Here is a 16,468-nt window from a genome sequence, read left to right as displayed (position 1 = left end):
AAGCGCCACAGCATTGTCACACGCACGTCGTCGCGAGCATTCTATCCCGCTCTGAACATCGAGGGGGACCACCATGCTCAAGCGCGCGCTGCTCGCACTCGCCGCCCTGACGGCGACATCCGCCATGGCCGAGGCGCAGACCCGCACGCGGCTGATGGTCTACACCGCGCTGGAGACCGAGCAGCTCGCCCCGCTCAAGGCCGCCGCCGAGGCCGCCGTGCCCACCATCGAGATCGCCTGGGTCCGCGATTCCACCGGCGTTATCACCGCGCGGGCGATTGCCGAGCGCGCCAATCCCCGCGCCGACGTGATCTGGGGGCTGTCCGCATTCTCGCTGCTGCAGATGGAAGCGCAGGAGATGCTGGAGCCCTACACGCCGCGCGGCGCGGAAGCCCTGCGCCCGGCAATGCGCTCCGACCGCAGCCCGATGACCTGGACCGGGATGGATGCGTTCGTCTCGGCGATCTGCTTCAACACCGCGGTGGCCGCGCAGCGCAACCTGCCGCGCCCGTCGACATGGGCGGACCTGCTCAACCCCGCCTATCGCGGCCAGATCGTGATGCCGAACCCGAACTCCTCGGGCACCGGGTTCCTGACCATCGCCGGCTGGGTGGGCGCGCAGGGCGAGGCGCGGGCCTGGCAGTACATGACCGGCCTGCACGAGAACATCCAGGTCTACACCCACTCCGGCAGCGCGCCGTGCAACAACGCCGCGCGCGGCGAATACGCGATGGGCCTGAGCTTCGACATGCGCGCGGTGACCCTGCGCAACCAGGGCGCGCCGCTCGAGATCATCGTGCCCACCGACGGCGTCGGCTACGACCTCGAGGCGACGGCGATCGTCCGCGGCACCCGCAACCTCGAAGCCGCGCAGCGGCTGGCGGATTTCGCGGTCTCGCGCCCGGCGATGCAGCTTTATGGCCGCTGGTACGCGCTGCTCGCGCTGCCCGGCGTCGAGTCCACCGTGCGCGGCTACCCGGCCGAGTTCGAGCAGCGCCTGGTGAGCCAGGACATCCGCGCAATGGCGAACGAGCGCGAGCGCATCCTGCGCGAATGGGCGAGCCGCTTCGACGGCAAGTCGGCGCCGCGCTGATGGCCTCGGGCGTCGTCCGCGCGGAGGCGGAGGCGCCGACGGCGCCCACCGCGCCGCCCTATCTGGTGATCCAGCAGGTCGCGAAAAGCTTCGGCACCTTCGCAGCACTCCACCGGGTGAGCCTGACCATCACCCAGGGCGAGTTCGTGGCCTTCCTGGGTCCCTCGGGGTGCGGAAAGACCACGCTGCTGCGCGCCATCGCGGGGCTGGATCCGCCGACCACGGGTTCCATCACCCAGGGCGGGCGCGACATCACCGGGCTGCCGCCGGAGATGCGCGATTTCGGCATCGTCTTCCAGTCCTACGCGCTGTTCCCCAACCTCTCGGTTGCGCAGAATGTTGGCTACGGGCTGCGCGGCGGAGGATGGACCCGCGCCCGCGTCGCCGAGCGCGTGGCCGAGCTGCTGACCACCGTGGGCCTACCTGAACAGGCGCAGAAATACCCCGCGCAGCTTTCGGGCGGGCAGCAGCAGCGCGTGGCCCTGGCCCGCGCGCTGGCCAATGAGCCGGGGCTGCTGCTGCTCGACGAGCCGCTTTCCGCCCTCGACGCCATCGTGCGCATCAACCTCCGCCAGGAGCTGCGCAGCCTGCAGCGGCGCCTGGGTGTGACCACCATCATGGTCACCCACGACCAGGAGGAGGCGATGAGTGTCTCCGACCGCATCGTGGTGATGTCGCAGGGGCGCATCGAGCAGGTCGGCACGCCCGAGGACATCTACCGCCGCCCCGCCACCCCCTTCGTCGCGGGCTTCGTCGGCCGCTCGGCGCATTTCGACGCCAAGATCGACACGCCGGCCAACATGCTGATCACCCCCGACGGCCTGCGCCTCGAGGCCCGCGGCCTCGCCCACCTGCTCTACGGCGCGCGCGTGGAGGTGTTCATCCGCCCCGAGGATGTGCGCATCGGGCCGGAGGCGCTGGTCATGCGCCACCATCAGGGCGTGGTTACCCATGTCGAGTTCATGGGCGCGCTCAGCCGCGTCTCGGTCGAGCTCGGCCGGCTGCGGCTCGACGCCGATGTGCCGGCCGGGATGGTCACGGCCCTGGGCGCCTTCGTGGGTTCCGCGATCCCGGTGGCACTCCCGCCCGAGGCGCTGATGGTGTTCCCCACGGATGTCTAGCGGCACGCTGCCCGCCTCGCTGATCCCGGCGCCGCCGGTGGTGCGGCCGCGCTTGTCGCGCGCGGCGCAGATCATGCGCCTGGGGCAATGGGTAGCGCTCATGACACTCGCGATGGCGCTGCTGCTGCCGATGGGCGTGCTGCTCAGCCGCGCCTTCTCGAACCAGGCGGGGCAATTCGTCTGGCTGGCGAATTTCGCCACCTACGTGACGACGCCGGCGCTGTTCACCGCCGCTTGGAATTCGCTCTGGACCTCGGCGCTCACCACGGCGCTGGTGATCCCGCTGGCCTTCTTCTACGCCTTTGCGCTCACCCGCAGCCGGATCCCGGCCAAGGGCTTCTTCCGCGCGGCGATGCTGATCCCGGTGCTGGCGCCCTCGCTGCTGCCCGCGCTTGCGCTGATCACGCTGTTCGGCAACCAGGGAATGCTGCGCGGGGCGTTGTTCGGGCAGCCGTTGTATGGGCCGGTCGGCGTCATCATGGCGCAGGTGTTTTCCTGTTTCCCGCATGCGGCGTTGATTTTGGCGGTCGCACTCGGGACCTCGGACGGGCGGCTTTACGAGGCGGCCGCGGCGCTGAAGGCGAAGCCGCTGCGCGTGTTCATGACGGTGACACTGCCGCAGGCGCGCTACGGGCTGGTCTCGGCCGCGATCGTCGTCTTCACCCTGGTGATGACGGATTTCGGCATCCCCAAGGTGATCGGCGGGCAGTTCCCGGTCCTCGCGACCGACGTCTACAAGCAGGTCGTCGGCCAGCTCGACTTCAACATGGGTGCGGTGGTCGGCATCGTGCTGCTGCTGCCCGCCGTCGCCGCGTTCCTGATCGACCGTTGGGCGCAGCGCCAGCGCGAGGCCACCATGTCCGGCCGCGCCGTGTCCTACCAGCCCAAGCCGAACGCGGCGCGCGACGGGCTGTGCCTGCTGCACTGCCTGGTGGTGGCGGGCGTGCTGCTGGGCCTCACGGGCGTGGCCATCTGGGGGTCGCTGATCACCTTCTGGCCATACAACCTGACGCTCACCACGGCGAACTACGCCTTCGAGAATTTCGACCCGGCGGGCTGGGGCGCTGTGTGGAACTCGGTCAAGCTCGCGACGCTGGTGGCGGTAATCGGGGCGCCGGCGATCTTCACCATCGCCTGGCTGCTCGAGCGGGGGCCGCAGGGTGGGCCGATCCCCGGGATGCTGCGGCTGACGGCGCAGCTGCCGCTGGCCATCCCGGGCCTCGTCCTCGGCCTCGCCTACATCCTGTTCTTCAATCACCCGGCCAATCCGCTGGGGTATTTCTACGGCGGGCTGGTCATCCTGGTAGCGAACTGCCTGGTGCATTTCTACACGGTGGGCCACCTGACCGCGATGACGGCCATCCGGCAGCTCGACCCTGAATTCGAATCGGTGGGCGCGAGCCTGCGGGTGCCGGTCTTCGTCACCTTCGGCCGCGTCACCGTGCCGATCTGCCTGCCCGCCATCCTCGACATCGCCGTCTACCTCTTCGTCAACGCAATGACGACGGTAAGCGCGGTGATCTTCCTCTATGGCCCGGACACCAAGCTCGCAGCCATCGCGGTGGTCCATATGGACGAGGCGGGACAGGGCTCGGCCGCCGCCGCCATGGCCTGCACAATCCTCGCCATCACCGCGGCGGTGAAGCTGTTCCATGTCGCCATGGGTGGGGTGGTGAACCGCGCGACCCAGGCCTGGCGGCAGCGTTGAGGACCGGACCATCGTTGCGCGTCCGGTTTTGTGCACTGCGGCGCTTGTTACAGGCCGGCAGCCTCGGCAAACTCATTGCCATACGATAGAGGATACACGGCGCGGGTGACCTGAACGGGTTGTGTCAGCGCAGAGTCGTCGAATCGTCACACGTTTGTCGCGAAAGCGGCGCTAGCCGCTCCATGGTCAGGCGTGCTGCAACGCCAACGTCAAGCAAAGGTCAGGTCTCCGCCACATGACGCCTCCGAACGGGACTTCCTCCCTCACCGTCGACCAGAAGCGCTCCGCCTCGCCGCAGGGCAATGCCGGCCGTGGTGCCATGCTGTTCTTCAAGCGCTGGATGGCGCACCCGCTGCGGATGGGCTCGATCATCCCCTCCTCCGCCGCGCTCTGCGCCCGCGTCGTGCGCCAGGCCTGGCCGAAGGATGGGGAGGTCGTGCTGGAACTCGGCTCCGGCACCGGCGTGGTCGCGCGCGCGCTGCTGGCGGCGGGCCTGCCGCCCGAGCAGCTGGTCGTGGTCGAGATCGAGCCGGACATGGTCGAGATGCTGCGGGCCATCCTGCCCGGCGTGACGGTCATCCAGGGCGATGCGCGGGAAACCGCCCGGCTGCTGCCCGCCCGCTTCCAGGGCCGCATCGGATCCGTGGTGTGCGGCATTCCGCTGGTGCTTCTGCCGGTGCCGGAGCAGCGCCGCTTCATCGACGCGATGGAGGCGGTGGCGCCGGGGCGTGGGTTCATCCATTTCTCCTACTGCGTCACCTCGCCGCTGCCGTGGAAGAAGCATGACCTGGTGGCCAAGCGCGAGGAGTGGACGCCGCTGAACTTCCCCCCCGCGAGCGTCTGGCGCTACACGCCGCGCGCGTAAGGTGTACTCTCAGGCGTCGGGCACGCGCGCCCGACGCAGGGGCGGCGCCTGCGCATCAAAGAACGCGCCCGCGTGTACGGTGCGCAAGCGCTGGACGGAGTTACCTCGAAGCGCCGGAGGCGGGCTTGGCCTCGGCGCGCCGGCGACGCGACCCTGTCGACTCCGCATTGCCATTGGCTAGGGCTTCCAGCGTGCCCGCCTGCAGGACCTGCGAGACGCAGCTTTCGATATGCGTCTGCAGGACGCGCCTGGCCGCCGCCGCGTCCCGCGCCAATGCGCATTCCAGCAGGCGCTGGTGCTCCTCGGCGGCGACCGCGCCGCGGAACACCACGGCCACCATCTGGTAGCGCAAATAGCGGTCGTAGGCGGCGGCGTGCGCCTGCAGCAGCGCGCGGGAGCCACAAGCGGCGATGAGGGCGCGGTGGAACTCCCAGTCGTAGCGCTTCCAGACCTCCGCCTCGGAGGCCTCGCCGGCGATCAGGCGGCGCTCGAGTGCCGCGAGCCGGTGGTGCGCCGCCACGACATGGCCCTCCCAGTCGAGGCCTCCCGCGGCGAAGGAGTTGCCTATCGCGTGGGTTTCCAACAGCAGCCGCAGATCCGCCACTTCGCGGAAATCCGCGGGCGAGACCTGCGCGACCTCGAAGCCGCGCTGGCCTTCGGCGGTGACGAAATCCTCCGATGACAGGCGGCTGAGCAGTTCCCGCAGGGTGCTGACGCTGATGCCGTAGGTCTGGCGCATCCAGTCCAGGCCCAGGCGCTGCCCGGGTGTGAGGCGACCGAACAGGATGTCGGTGCGCACCCTGCGATAGGCCGCCTCGCCGACGGAAACATCCTCCATGGACTGGCCCGTGCCGTTGTCCGCCCGACCTAGCCGTCGCCCGAGCGCAAGGCAAGCCAGCCCGTTTTTCGTATGAGGTTCGTCTTATCGTCCGAGCATCATAGCTTTGTCGGTTTACAATATCGGCGCCTTCCGCCACCTTCGCCGCCAAGGCCACGGATCTGGCCGCGAGGAGATCGCAGTGAGCCGCAGCATCCACGTCCTGAACGGACCGAACCTGAACCGGCTCGGCCGTCGTGAGCCCGCAATCTACGGCCACACCACCCTCGCCGAGGTTGAGGCCATGTGCCGCGACGCCGCCGGCGAGACCGGCATCGTGTTCCACCAGACCAACTACGAAGGCCAGCTGGTCGACTGGATCCACGAGGCCATCGACCTGCCCGCCGCCGGCATCATCATCAACCCGGCCGGGCTCACCTTCACCTCGATCCCGGTGCTGGACGCGCTGAAGATGTTCCCCGGGCCGCTGATCGAGCTGCACATCTCGAACATCCACAAGCGCGAGGCGATCTACCACCGCTCCCTCGTCTCGACCGCGGCGACCGCCGTGATCGCGGGCCTGGGTGCGAAGGGCTACGCGACCGCCGTGCGCGCGATGCTCGAGCTGCTGGACTGAGCGACGACAAGGGAAGAACGACCATGAACGACATCCACCGGCCCCACGCGGCCTTCCAACGCCGTGCCCTGCTGGGCGGCCTGGCCGCGCTCGGCGCGACCGGCATCCCCGCCGCCCGGGCGCAGGCGCCGGACTACCCCACCCGCCCGGTGACGATCATCGTGCCCTTCGCCCCCGGCGGATCGACCGACTACGTCGCCCGGCTGCTCGCGCAGTACATGCCCGCGACCATCGGCGGCTCCTTCGTGGTCGAGAACCGGACCGGCGGCAGCGGCACCATCGGCCATGGCGCCGTCGCGCGCGCGCGCCCGGATGGCTATACGCTGGGCGTGGCGCCGACCGGCACCTTCGCCATCGCGCCCTACCTGTTCTCCCCGCTGCCCTACGACAATGACCGCGCCTTCGCGCCGATCAGCCTGCTCGCCAGCAACGCGATGTTCATCTGCGTCCATCCCGCGAGCGGCATCACCAGTGTCGCCGACCTCCTCGCCGCAGCACGGCGCGCGCCCGGGACGCTCTCCTACGCCTCGCCCGGTGCGGGCACGGTGGGGCAGCTCGCGCCGGAACTGATGCTCGAGATGTCGGGGACGGACATGCTGCACGTCTCCTATCGCGGTGGTGCGCCGGCGCTGCAGGCGCTGCTGACGCGCGAGGCGAATATGGGCTTCGTCGATACCGTCACGGCGATCCCATTTCTCCGCTCGGGCGAGCTCCGGGCGCTGGCGGTGACTGGCCGCGCGCGCGACGCCAAGGCGCCGGACGTCCCGACACTGGCCGAGGCCGGGCTGCCCGGCTATTTCGCGACGAACGACTTCGGTCTGTTCGCGCCCGCCGGCACGCCGGCGCCGATCATCCTGCGCCTCGCCGCGGCGGCGCGGGACACGCTGAACAATCCCGAAGTCCGGGCCAAGCTCTCGGACGCCTCCATCGACGTGATCGGTGGGACGTCGGAGGCGTTTCCGGCCTACCTGGCAGCCGAGGGCGAGCGCTGGGGGGGCCTGATCCGGCGGCGCAACATCCGGCCGGAGTAGAAGGCTAGGCCCGGCGCCACAGCGGGCCGTCCTGCCGCGCCGCGCCCTCGTGCTCCAGCTTGATCAGGTGCGCAAGCAGGCTGCGGGCGGCGGCGCCCACCAGCCTGGCGTCCAGCGTCGGGCCGTAGACCGGCATGACCAGCGCGTCCACCGTCGCGGGGCCATGCGCGGCCAGCGCGTCCACCACGCGTTGCTCGCGCTCGCGCCGATGCGCCGCGAGGGCCGCGACATAGGCGGCCGGCTCGTGGATCGCGGGGCCGTGGCCGGGCAGATAGGGGGCGTCGCCGTCGCGCGCGGCGAGCTTCGCGAGGCTTGTCATATAGTCCGCCATGTTGCCGTCGGGCGGGCCGACCACCGTCGTGCTCCAGCCCATCACGTGGTCGGCGCTGAACATCACCCCGCCCTCCATCGCGAAGCACAGGTGGTTGGCGCAATGGCCGGGCGTGTGGATGGCGGTCAGGCGATAGGTGTCGCCCTCCACCAGGGCGCCGTCGGGCAGCACCTCGTCCGGGGAGAAATCATGGTCGCCGCCATCGGCGCCCTCGGCATGGCGGCCGAAGCCCAGCGTCGGCGCGCCGGTCAGCGCCTGCAAGGGCGCCGCACCGGGCGAATGGTCGCGATGGGTGTGCGAGACGAGGATGCGCTCGATCACCTCGCCGTCCGTCGCGCGGCGGATCGCGTCCAGATGCGCGGCGTCCGCCGGCCCGGGGTCGAGCACCGCCACCCGGCCGCTGCCGATGATGTAGGTGTTGGTGCCGCGGAAAGTGAAGGGGCCCGGGTTGGCGCAGATGATGCGCCGCACGCCGGGCGCCGTGTCCTCGACCGCGCCGTGCGGCAGGTTGTCCTCGCGCACATGGACGATGCTCATCGTATTCTCCGCTGCCATTCGCGATGCAGGATATAGAGGCCGGCCGCCACGATCAGCGCCGCACCCGCCAATGTCGAGACCCCCGGCACGTCCCCCCACACCGTCCAGCCGAGCAGCATCGACCACAGGATCGCGCCGTAGGAATAGGGGCCGAGTGCGGAGACCTGGGCGCTCGCATTGGCTTCCGTCATCATCACCTGCGCGATGCCGCCGAACAGACCCATCGCGAGCAGCAGCAGCCATTCGGACCAGGTGGGCGTGACCCAGACGAAGGGCAGCGCCATCCCGATGATCGTGGTCATCAGCACCGATTGCCACAGCACGATGGTGGTCGAGGTCTCGGTCGCGGACAGGCCGCGCACCAGCAGCGTCGTGACCGCCGAGAAGGCCCCGTTGCTCACCGCCGCGATGGTGCCGAACAGGAGCCCCGCCGCCGCGCCGGCCGCGAATGCCCCCTGCCCCAGCGCCATGATGACGATGCCCCCGAAGCCCACCAGCACCGCCGACCAGCGATGGATGCCGACCTTCTCGCCCAGGAACGGGATCGCCAGCATCGTCACGAACAGCGGCGAGGTATAGGTGAGCGCCACCTGCTCGGCGAGCGGCAGCACGCTCAGCGCGTAGAAGCCGCAGGCCATCGCCGCGGTGCCGGAACAGGCGCGCAGCACATGGCCGGGAAAGCGCTTCGTGCGCAGAGCGCGCCAGGCATTGCCGCGGAATACCAGGGCCACCACCACCGGCAACGCGAGCGCGGAGCGGAAGAACATCAGCTCGACAAAGGGCAGGTGAACGCTCGCCTCCTTGGCGAAGGCGCCCATGACGGTGAACAGCGCCGTCGCACCCAGCATCAACAGGGCACCGCGGCGGATGTCGTGGCGCATGGGCCGCGGTGCCTCGGCCATCAGGCGCGCTCCGCCGCACGGCGCACACGCTCGCGGTGGAGGTTGTAGATCCCGGCCGCGATGACCAGCGTCGCACCGGCAAGCGTGCTCCAGGCCGGCACCTCGGACCACACGGCGAAGCCGATGCCGATGCCGTACAGGAAGGGCGTGTAGTCGTAGGGTGCCAGCACCGAGACCGGGGCGAGGGCGAAGGCGCGGCTGAACAGCAAATGCGCGACCGCGTTCGCTGCGCCGAAGATCAGCAGCGCGGCAATGATGCCCGCCCCCGGCAGCCCAGCCTGCGGCGGCGGGAAGACCGGCAGCAGTGCCAGGCCCATCGGGATGTGCGCGGCCATCAGCCAGAAGGCGATCGCGGCCGGCGTGTCGGTGCGGCTGAGCACGCGGGTCCAGATGCGGGTCACCGCCATGATGCAGGTGGCGACGAGCAGCACCGCCGTCTCGAAGCGCCACAGGTCGCCGCCGGGGTTGAGCATCACCAGCACGCCGCAGAAGCCGACCGCCGTGGAGGTCATCCGCCGCCAGCCGACCGTCTCGCCCAGCATCGGGATGGCGAGCAGCGTCATCAGCAGCGGCGTCAGGCAGGCGACCGCGTAGCTGTCGCCGAGCGGCATGCCGTTCGCCCAGGCCCAGTACCAGCTCGCCGAGACGCAGCAATGCGCGAGGCTCCGGCGGGTGAGCAGCCAGCGGTCGCGCGGGAAGATGCCCCGCCCCCGGGTGATGGCCAGCAACACCGCGCCACCGATCACGCCGCGGCAGATCATCGCCGCCGCCGCGCCGATCTCCGGCAGCACCCATTTCACCGCGGCATCGGCGAGCGTGATGACCAAGTAGCCCGCGACAACCAGCCCGATGCCCCGCGTCGCCTCGGCGCCGGTCGGCACCGAGAGCGCGCGGATGTCAGGCAAGATCAGCCTCGGCGGCCATGCAGGTGCACCCCTCCGCGTCGCGCGTCTCAAGCAGGATGCGGGTGCCCTCGTGGCGCGCGAGCAGCGTCAGCGGGCGGCCATCGAAACAGGGGCGCAGGCCGCGGAAGCCGAACCGCGCAAGCCGCTTGCCCGGCGCCTGCGCCAGCGCATGGCCGGCGAGCAGTGTGGCCTGCAGCGGTCCATGCACGATCAGGCCCGGATAGCCCTCGACCCCCGTGACGTAGGGGTGGTCGTAATGGATGCGGTGGCCGTTGCCGGTCAGCGCGGAGAAGCGGAACAGCATCACCGCGTCGGGCGTGAGCGTGGCGCGTGCCGCATCGGGCCAGTCCGGTGCGGGGGCGGCCGGCTTCACCGCCGCGCCCTCCGCGCCGCGATAGACGATGTCGTGCTCCTCGCTTAGCACCGGGCCGCGGTCATTGGCGATCTCGTGGCGCACCGTGACAAAGACCAGCCGGCCGGACCCGCCGGTCTTCTCGCTGATCTTGGCGATGGTGCTGGTGCGGCTGACGCCGTCGCTCGCGCGCAGCGCGTTGTCGGTGAAGTCGAGCCGCCCGCCCGCCCACATGCGGCGCGGCAGGTCGTGCACCGGGGGCAGGAAGCCGCCGCGCCTGGGGTGACCATCCTCGCCGAGCTCGTCCGGCGCCCGCCAGTCCTGGAACAGCATCCAGTGCCACAGCGGCGGGATGTCGCCTTCCGGCCGGACGAGGCCGAGCGTCGCCGACAGCCCCTCGACGAGGCGGGTGTCGAGCCGGTCCTCGCGCGTCTGGGTTTTTCCGAGATAGTCTTCGTAGGCCACTCAATTCTCCCGGACGTAGAGCCTGTAATTGTCGATCCGACCACCCTCGCGGTAATGCTCCCAGGTCTCGGCGAACAGCGGATGGCGGGAGAAATACTCGATGAAGTTGAACTCGCTGCCGCACCAGGGAATGCCGGGATTGTCGGCCACCAGCACCGCGGCGGGCGGGGCTGCGGCGAAATCCTCGGCGACGGTGCGGTAGACGAAGAACTCCGCCCGGCTCATCTCCCAGGTCTGCCGATAGCGCTCGCCCGAGGCTGGGCAGGCGCTATTCGCACCCTGCAGCAGCCACAGGTTCATCGTGCGCAGCGTCATCTGCGCGTGGGCGTAGTTCAGCGCCGGGTAGACCGGATACAGGTCGGGGCTGAGCACCAGCACCCGCTCCCCATAGGCTTCCGCGCGCAGCAGGTTGGTCAGGCGCGAGGCGATGTGCTGGGTGAACCAGATCTCGCGCCACGGCGCCTCGCCGCGCGCCGCGAACAGGCCGATGCCCGCGGCCATGACCACGGCGACGGCGCGCCCTGCGCCGGGCTGGCGCACCGGCGTCACCACGGAATCCAGCCAATGCCCGGTCGCGGCCGCGATGGCGAGGCAGCTCAGCATGATCACCGGGATAGCGTGGTAGCTCCAGCCCTTGTGCTGCACCCAGGCCGAGATGAAGGCGCCGATGGCGGCGAGCAGCAGCAGGTTGGGCAGGTTGGCACCACGCGGGCGGAACGCGATGCCGATGGCGCACAACATCACCAGCACCGCCGGCCCGAGGACCGGCGACATCAGCACGCCCAGGGCGTCGAAGGTGCCGAGGTCGATGTAGAACTGCCACACCAGCGGCACGACGTAGCCGAAATATTCGGGGAACAGCAGCGGGATGGAGGCGAGATAGACCAGCCATATCGCCGCCATCAGCCAGGGCAGCGCATCCGCCAGCGCCCGGCGCGGCCCGCGCTTGAGAAGCACGAAGCCCTCGATCAGAGCCGGCACGACAAGGAAGTGCGGTTTCAGCGCGAAGGCGAGGGCAGCGAGCAGCGTGACGCCGATCGCCAGGGCGCGGCCGGTGTAGAGGCCCTCGATCCGCCGCGCGGCGAGGATCGCGTAGGGGATGGCGCAGATCGCCATCAGGTGCTCGCGCTGGCCGAAATCATACCCCGCCATGACCAGGGTGAGCGGGATCATGGCGCCGAGCACCGCCGCCTCGATCGGCCCCTCGGCGCGACCGCGGCGCAGCAGGTGCGACATGCGCCAGAGACCCACGCAGAGGGCGAGCACGCAGACCAGCAGCGCCTCCGGCCCGTCGAGCGGCGTCCAGGAACCGAGTGCGGCCGGGATCAGCGTGATCATGAAGATCAGCGGCGGGTTGACGTCGATCAGGTCACGATAGAGTCGCTCGCCGCCCAGCCAACGCTCGGCGAAGTTGAGCACGGCCGCGACGTCATGGTTCATCGGTGGCGCGAGGACCACGACGAGGAAGGCCAGCGCTGGCACCAGGGCCAGGGCGCGCAACAGGCCGATGCGCGCCGACAACCCGGAGACGCGCGGGGCCGGCAGGGCAATCGGCTCGGCATCCAGAGAGGGGTCTGCGGCTTTGGCGGGTGGTGGCGTCATGTTCCCTGGCGCCGCCCATCATTGCGGCTTGCGCAACATGCAACGCCATTGCGGCCAAGGCGAGGCGCCCCCTGCAACAAAATGCGCCGTGCATCCCAGACCCGCCGGTCCCGGGACGCTGGACGTCGCCCCCACCCGATGCCAGAAGCCGCGCATGGACGCTGCCGAATACGCGCTGATGGATGCGGTCGAGGACCGCATGTGGTGGTACCGCGCGCTGCGTGCCCGGATCGTCACGGCGCTGGAAGACCGGCCTGGCGCGCCGGGTCCCCTGCTCGATGCCGGCTGTGGCACCGGGGGCATGGTCGCCGCACTGCTCGCCGCGGGGATAACCCGGCCGATCGTCGCCTTCGACTACGTGGCCGAGGCCGCCACCCGTGCGCGGGCCAAGACCGGACTGCCTATTGCCGTCGGCGACATCACCTGCCAGCCCTACCCCGATGCCAGTTTCGGCGCCGCCATCAGCCTGGACGTGCTGGGCCATCGCTCGCTCGAGCCGCCGGCGGCACTGGCGGAGTTGCACCGCGTGCTCGCGCCCGGTGGCACGCTCATCCTGAACCTGCCGGCCTTCGAATGGCTGAAGAGCGCGCATGACGCGCGGGTCCACAATGCGCGGCGCTTTACCACGCGCAGTATCCGCGCGCTGCTGGGTTCGGCCGGCTTCACGGCGATCGACGCCGGCTACTGGAATGCGCTGCTGCTGCCGTTGATGGTGTTGCAGCGCAAGGTGATGGCCCGCGAGCCCGGCGGCGCCAGTGACGTCGCCGCCTTCCCGCCATGGTTGGATGCGAGCCTGCATGGCGTGACGGTCGTGGAACACTGGCTGGCGCGGCGGCGGCTCCGCTATCCCGCCGGCGGCTCCGTGCTGGTGGTGGCGACGCGGCCGTGAACGAGGAAGACCTGCCGATGGATCCTATCCCGCCCGCGCCGATCGGGCTCAGTATCGTCGTGCCCGTGTATAACGGCGCCGCGACCGTCGGCCTGCTGGTCGACGCACTCTCCGCGCTGAGGCCCGAGGGCGGGCTCGAGATCATCCTGGTCAATGACGGCAGCCCGGACAATTCCGCAGAGGTCTGCCGCGACATCGCGGCGCGGGCCACCGTGCCGCTCACCTACATCGAGCATGCGCGGAATTTCGGCGAGCACAACGCGGTCATGACCGGGCTGCGCCACGCCAGCGGTGCCTATGTCATCACCATGGACGACGATTTGCAGAACCCGCCCGAGGAGGTCGTGCGCATCTACGACCACGCGCGCAACGGCGATTACGACGTCGTCTACACCCGCTACGCGGTGAAGGAGCACGAGGGCTGGCGCAATCTCGGCTCCCGCTTCGCCAACTGGGTCGCCGACCAGCTGATGGACAAGCCGCCCGGCCTGTATCTCTCCTCGTTCCGCTGCATGAGCGCGCTGGCCGTACGCGAGGTGGTGAAGTACGCCGGTCCCTACCCCTATGTGGACGGGCTGCTCATGCAGGTGACGCAGCGGCTCGACAGCATCGAGGTGAAGCATTTCGCGCGCGTCGAGGGGCGGTCGAACTACACGGTCAAGCGCCTGGTGCGGCTGTGGATGAACCTCGCGACCAATTTTTCCGTCCTCCCGCTGCGCCTGGCCATCATCGCGGGCGTCGCGATGGGAACACTGGGGCTGTTCATCGCGTTGATCGTGGTGATCGAGGCGATGATGGGGTCGACGCCGTCCGGTTACGCCTCGCTCATGGTGGTGACGCTGCTGATCGCGGGGGTGCAGTTCCTCGTGCTCGGCGTGATGGGTGAATATGTCGGGCGCGCCTTCATGAGTGCGAATGGCAAGCCCCAGGGGGTCGTTCGCGGCGTCGTCCGCGCCATCGTGAGGCCGGCGCGATGATGCTGTACTGGCTCGCACTCGGCACCGCGATCATCACCTCGCTCGGCGGCCAGGTGCTGCTGAAATACGGCGCATCCGGCTCGGTCGCGGAGGGCAGCGGCTTCATCGCGCAGCTGTTCCGCGTGCACACCATCCTGGGGCTCGGCCTGTATGGCGGCTCGGCGCTGCTCTACATCATGGCGCTGCGCCGCATCCCGATGAGCGTCGCACTGCCCTCCTCGGCAGCGAGCTACGTGGTGGTCGCGCTGATCGGGTATTTCGTCTTCAACGAGACCATCTCGCTGCAACACGCCGCCGCCATCGCGCTGATCTCGGTGGGCGTGGTGCTGCTGGCCACCGCCTGAGGCGGTGACGGGCTTCGTCATCATGGAGGCATCGGCGCCGACGGACGTCGCCGCCGTCGCCGCGTTGTTCGAGGCTTATGCGGCGAGCCTGCCGGCGGGGATCGGCGTGCAGGATTTCTCGGCGGAGCGCGCCACCCTGCCGGGGCAATACGCGCCACCCGGCGGCGCGCTGATCCTGGCGCGCGCCGCGGAGGGGACGCCGCTGGGCTGCGTCGGGCTGCGGTCCATCGGGGATGCGCGGGGCGAGATCAAGCGCCTCTACGTCGCGCCCGAGGCGCGCGGCCTGGGTCTGGGCCGGGCGCTGCTGGAGGCGGCGACGCGCGCGGCGGTCGGACTGGGGCATGGGGCGATCTGGCTGGATTCGCTCCCCTCCATGACCGCGGCGCAGGCGCTGTACCGGGCGGCGGGCTTCCGGCCGATCCCGCGCTACAATGACAGCCAGGTGCCGGGGACGGTCTTCTTCGGAAAGGATCTGCCGTGAGGGGCGTGCCAGCCCTGCTGCTGCTTGCCGGCTGCGCCGGCGGCGTGCCCGCTTGCGACGGCGGCACGGCGCCGATGACCCAGCTCACCGCCTATCTCGGCGGCAGCGTCGCCGAGCGCGACTGGCAGGATTTCCTCGCCAGCACCGTGACGCCCGCCTTCCCCGACGGGCTCACCGCCAGCGAGGCGCGCGGGCAATGGCGCGACCCCGAAGGCCGCATCATCCGCGAGGCGAGCCGCACGCTGACGATCCTCGCGGGCCCCGACGCGCGCGCGCGCTTTGCCCCTGTCGAGACCGCCTACCGCGCGCGCTTTGCCCAGCGCTCCGTCCTGGTCACGACGCAGGCGGTGTGCGCCTGGTTCTGACGCACGCTTGACGCGGCCCGTACGGCGCCCGCAGGCTCGCGCAAAACACGGGGGAACCAGGCGCCATGCCGCCACGTCACGCCGCCATCGCACGCCGGGCGCTGCTGGCCGCCCCAGCCCTCCTCGCCCTGCCCGCCCACGCGCAATCCTGGCCCAACCGACCCATCCGCCTGATCGTGCCCTTCGGTCCCGGCGGTCCGACCGATATCTGCGCGCGGATCCTGGCACAGGGTCTCTCCCCCGCGCTGGGACAGCCCGTCGTGATCGAGAATCGCGGCGGGGCGGGCGGCAATATCGGCGTCGCGATGGCCGCGCGCGCGGTACCCGACGGGCACACGCTGCTGATCGCCTCGAGCGGCTTCGTCGTGAACCCCTCCCTGTTCCGCAACCCCGGCTACGACCCCGTGCGCGACTTCGCCCCGATCACGGAGCTCGGCGCCTCGCCCGACGTGTTCCTCGCCTCGATCGCCTCGCCGATCCGCAACCTCGACGATCTCGTCGCGCGGGCGCGGGCCACCGAGGGTGGGCTGCATTTCGCCAACCCCGGCACCGGCTCCACGCCGCATTTGGCCGGCGAGCGGCTCGCGATCCTCAAGGGCCTGCGCTTCGTCCAGGTCACGCACAGCAGCGCCGCGCTGACGGTGCAATCCGTGCTCGTCGGCACCACCGAGATCGGCGCGACGGCGCTCGCCTCCTCGCATGCGCAGATTCAGGCCGGGCGGGTACGCGCCATCGCGCTGACCGGACCGGAGCGCTGGTTCGACCTGCCCGAGGTGCCCACGATGGTGGAGCTCGGGCATGCCGATTTCATCAGCGAGACCTTCCTGAGCAGCTATGCGCCGGCCGGTACGCCGCAACCCGTGATCGACCGGCTCGCCCAGGTGGCGACCGCGGTGATGGGCGATGCGGAGACGCGCGGGCGAATGCGCAACGCGGGCTTCATCGTTCGCCCCGACGGGCCGGCCGCCCTCGCCGCGCGGGTTGCGCGCGAGGTGCCGGCCTGGCGCGATCTCATCACCCGCGCCGGCATCATGCCGGAATAGGCG

18 protein-coding genes are annotated in these 16,468 nt (G+C 70.2%); 12 read left to right on the top strand and 6 right to left on the bottom strand.

Annotated elements, in window-relative coordinates:
• The first annotated feature begins 73 nt into the window (after positions 1 to 73).
• From GXW79_RS00255 to GXW79_RS00240, 4 genes are all read left to right on the top strand, one after another.
• Positions 74 to 1,093 carry a putative 2-aminoethylphosphonate ABC transporter substrate-binding protein gene (locus tag GXW79_RS00255; protein WP_211872205.1) on the top strand — a complete coding sequence of 340 codons (1,020 nt, stop codon included), beginning with the start codon at positions 74 to 76 and terminating at the stop codon, positions 1,091 to 1,093.
• Entirely contained in the window at positions 1,054 to 2,214 is a 1,161-nt protein-coding gene (locus GXW79_RS00250; protein WP_211872204.1) for a putative 2-aminoethylphosphonate ABC transporter ATP-binding protein, read from the top strand. The genes GXW79_RS00255 and GXW79_RS00250 overlap by 40 nt, the downstream gene beginning before the upstream one ends.
• The gene (locus GXW79_RS00245) at positions 2,207 to 3,922 is read left to right on the top strand and encodes a putative 2-aminoethylphosphonate ABC transporter permease subunit (protein ID WP_211872203.1); all 1,716 of its coding nucleotides are present in this window, start codon (positions 2,207 to 2,209) and stop codon (positions 3,920 to 3,922) included. The genes GXW79_RS00250 and GXW79_RS00245 overlap by 8 nt, the downstream gene beginning before the upstream one ends.
• A gap of 235 nt (positions 3,923 to 4,157) precedes the next feature.
• Positions 4,158 to 4,787: a class I SAM-dependent methyltransferase gene (locus tag GXW79_RS00240; RefSeq protein ID WP_211872202.1), complete on the top strand. Its 630-nt coding sequence runs from the start codon at positions 4,158 to 4,160 to the stop codon at positions 4,785 to 4,787.
• A 100-nt stretch (positions 4,788 to 4,887) separates the two neighbouring features.
• Here GXW79_RS00240 and GXW79_RS00235 read toward each other — a convergent pair whose 3' ends face one another.
• Positions 4,888 to 5,625: a GntR family transcriptional regulator gene (locus GXW79_RS00235; RefSeq protein WP_211872201.1), complete on the bottom strand. Its 738-nt coding sequence runs from the start codon at positions 5,623 to 5,625 to the stop codon at positions 4,888 to 4,890.
• A gap of 181 nt (positions 5,626 to 5,806) precedes the next feature.
• Here GXW79_RS00235 and GXW79_RS00230 point away from each other — a divergent pair, with 181 nt between their 5' ends.
• Positions 5,807 to 6,241: a type II 3-dehydroquinate dehydratase gene (locus GXW79_RS00230; RefSeq protein ID WP_211872200.1), complete on the top strand. Its 435-nt coding sequence runs from the start codon at positions 5,807 to 5,809 to the stop codon at positions 6,239 to 6,241.
• Between the two features lie 23 nt (positions 6,242 to 6,264).
• Positions 6,265 to 7,272, top strand: coding sequence for a Bug family tripartite tricarboxylate transporter substrate binding protein (locus tag GXW79_RS00225; protein WP_211872199.1), 1,008 nt, complete (start codon positions 6,265 to 6,267; stop codon positions 7,270 to 7,272).
• Positions 7,273 to 7,276: 4 nt separating this feature from the next.
• Here GXW79_RS00225 and GXW79_RS00220 read toward each other — a convergent pair whose 3' ends face one another.
• Genes GXW79_RS00220 through GXW79_RS00200 form a run of 5 tightly spaced genes read right to left on the bottom strand, consistent with a single transcriptional unit; the run spans position 7,277 to position 12,366 of the window.
• Positions 7,277 to 8,140, bottom strand: a complete 864-nt coding sequence (locus GXW79_RS00220) for an MBL fold metallo-hydrolase (protein ID WP_211872198.1) — start codon at positions 8,138 to 8,140, stop codon at positions 7,277 to 7,279.
• The gene (locus GXW79_RS00215) at positions 8,137 to 9,042 is read right to left on the bottom strand and encodes a DMT family transporter (RefSeq protein WP_211872197.1); all 906 of its coding nucleotides are present in this window, start codon (positions 9,040 to 9,042) and stop codon (positions 8,137 to 8,139) included. The genes GXW79_RS00220 and GXW79_RS00215 overlap by 4 nt, the downstream gene beginning before the upstream one ends.
• Positions 9,042 to 9,947, bottom strand: a complete 906-nt coding sequence (locus GXW79_RS00210) for a DMT family transporter (RefSeq protein WP_246503587.1) — start codon at positions 9,945 to 9,947, stop codon at positions 9,042 to 9,044. The genes GXW79_RS00215 and GXW79_RS00210 overlap by 1 nt, the downstream gene beginning before the upstream one ends.
• Positions 9,940 to 10,764, bottom strand: a complete 825-nt coding sequence (locus GXW79_RS00205; protein ID WP_211872196.1) for an FAS1-like dehydratase domain-containing protein — start codon at positions 10,762 to 10,764, stop codon at positions 9,940 to 9,942. The genes GXW79_RS00210 and GXW79_RS00205 overlap by 8 nt, the downstream gene beginning before the upstream one ends.
• Positions 10,765 to 12,366, bottom strand: a complete 1,602-nt coding sequence (locus GXW79_RS00200) for a hypothetical protein (RefSeq protein ID WP_246503586.1) — start codon at positions 12,364 to 12,366, stop codon at positions 10,765 to 10,767.
• A gap of 154 nt (positions 12,367 to 12,520) precedes the next feature.
• Here GXW79_RS00200 and GXW79_RS00195 point away from each other — a divergent pair, with 154 nt between their 5' ends.
• From GXW79_RS00195 to GXW79_RS00170, 6 genes are all read left to right on the top strand, one after another.
• Positions 12,521 to 13,255 carry a class I SAM-dependent methyltransferase gene (locus GXW79_RS00195; protein WP_211872195.1) on the top strand — a complete coding sequence of 245 codons (735 nt, stop codon included), beginning with the start codon at positions 12,521 to 12,523 and terminating at the stop codon, positions 13,253 to 13,255.
• Positions 13,252 to 14,232, top strand: coding sequence for a glycosyltransferase family 2 protein (locus GXW79_RS00190; RefSeq protein ID WP_367614763.1), 981 nt, complete (start codon positions 13,252 to 13,254; stop codon positions 14,230 to 14,232). Before GXW79_RS00195 ends, GXW79_RS00190 begins: the two co-directional genes overlap by 4 nt.
• Positions 14,229 to 14,576 (top strand): DMT family transporter, encoded by a 348-nt coding sequence (locus tag GXW79_RS00185; RefSeq protein ID WP_211872194.1) that lies wholly within the window; start codon positions 14,229 to 14,231, stop codon positions 14,574 to 14,576. The genes GXW79_RS00190 and GXW79_RS00185 overlap by 4 nt, the downstream gene beginning before the upstream one ends.
• Before the next feature lie 4 nt (positions 14,577 to 14,580).
• Complete coding sequence (locus GXW79_RS00180; protein ID WP_211872193.1) at positions 14,581 to 15,057, top strand: GNAT family N-acetyltransferase; 477 nt, start codon at positions 14,581 to 14,583, stop codon at positions 15,055 to 15,057.
• Positions 15,054 to 15,422 carry a DUF3574 domain-containing protein gene (locus GXW79_RS00175; RefSeq protein ID WP_211872192.1) on the top strand — a complete coding sequence of 123 codons (369 nt, stop codon included), beginning with the start codon at positions 15,054 to 15,056 and terminating at the stop codon, positions 15,420 to 15,422. The genes GXW79_RS00180 and GXW79_RS00175 overlap by 4 nt, the downstream gene beginning before the upstream one ends.
• Before the next feature lie 65 nt (positions 15,423 to 15,487).
• Complete coding sequence (locus tag GXW79_RS00170; protein ID WP_211872191.1) at positions 15,488 to 16,465, top strand: Bug family tripartite tricarboxylate transporter substrate binding protein; 978 nt, start codon at positions 15,488 to 15,490, stop codon at positions 16,463 to 16,465.
• Positions 16,466 to 16,468: the final 3 nt, after the last annotated feature.

Source organism: Plastoroseomonas arctica, from assembly GCF_018128965.1.
Classification (GTDB): Bacteria; Pseudomonadota; Alphaproteobacteria; order Acetobacterales; family Acetobacteraceae; genus Plastoroseomonas; species Plastoroseomonas arctica.
This window is presented reverse-complemented; position numbering and strand designations above follow the sequence as displayed.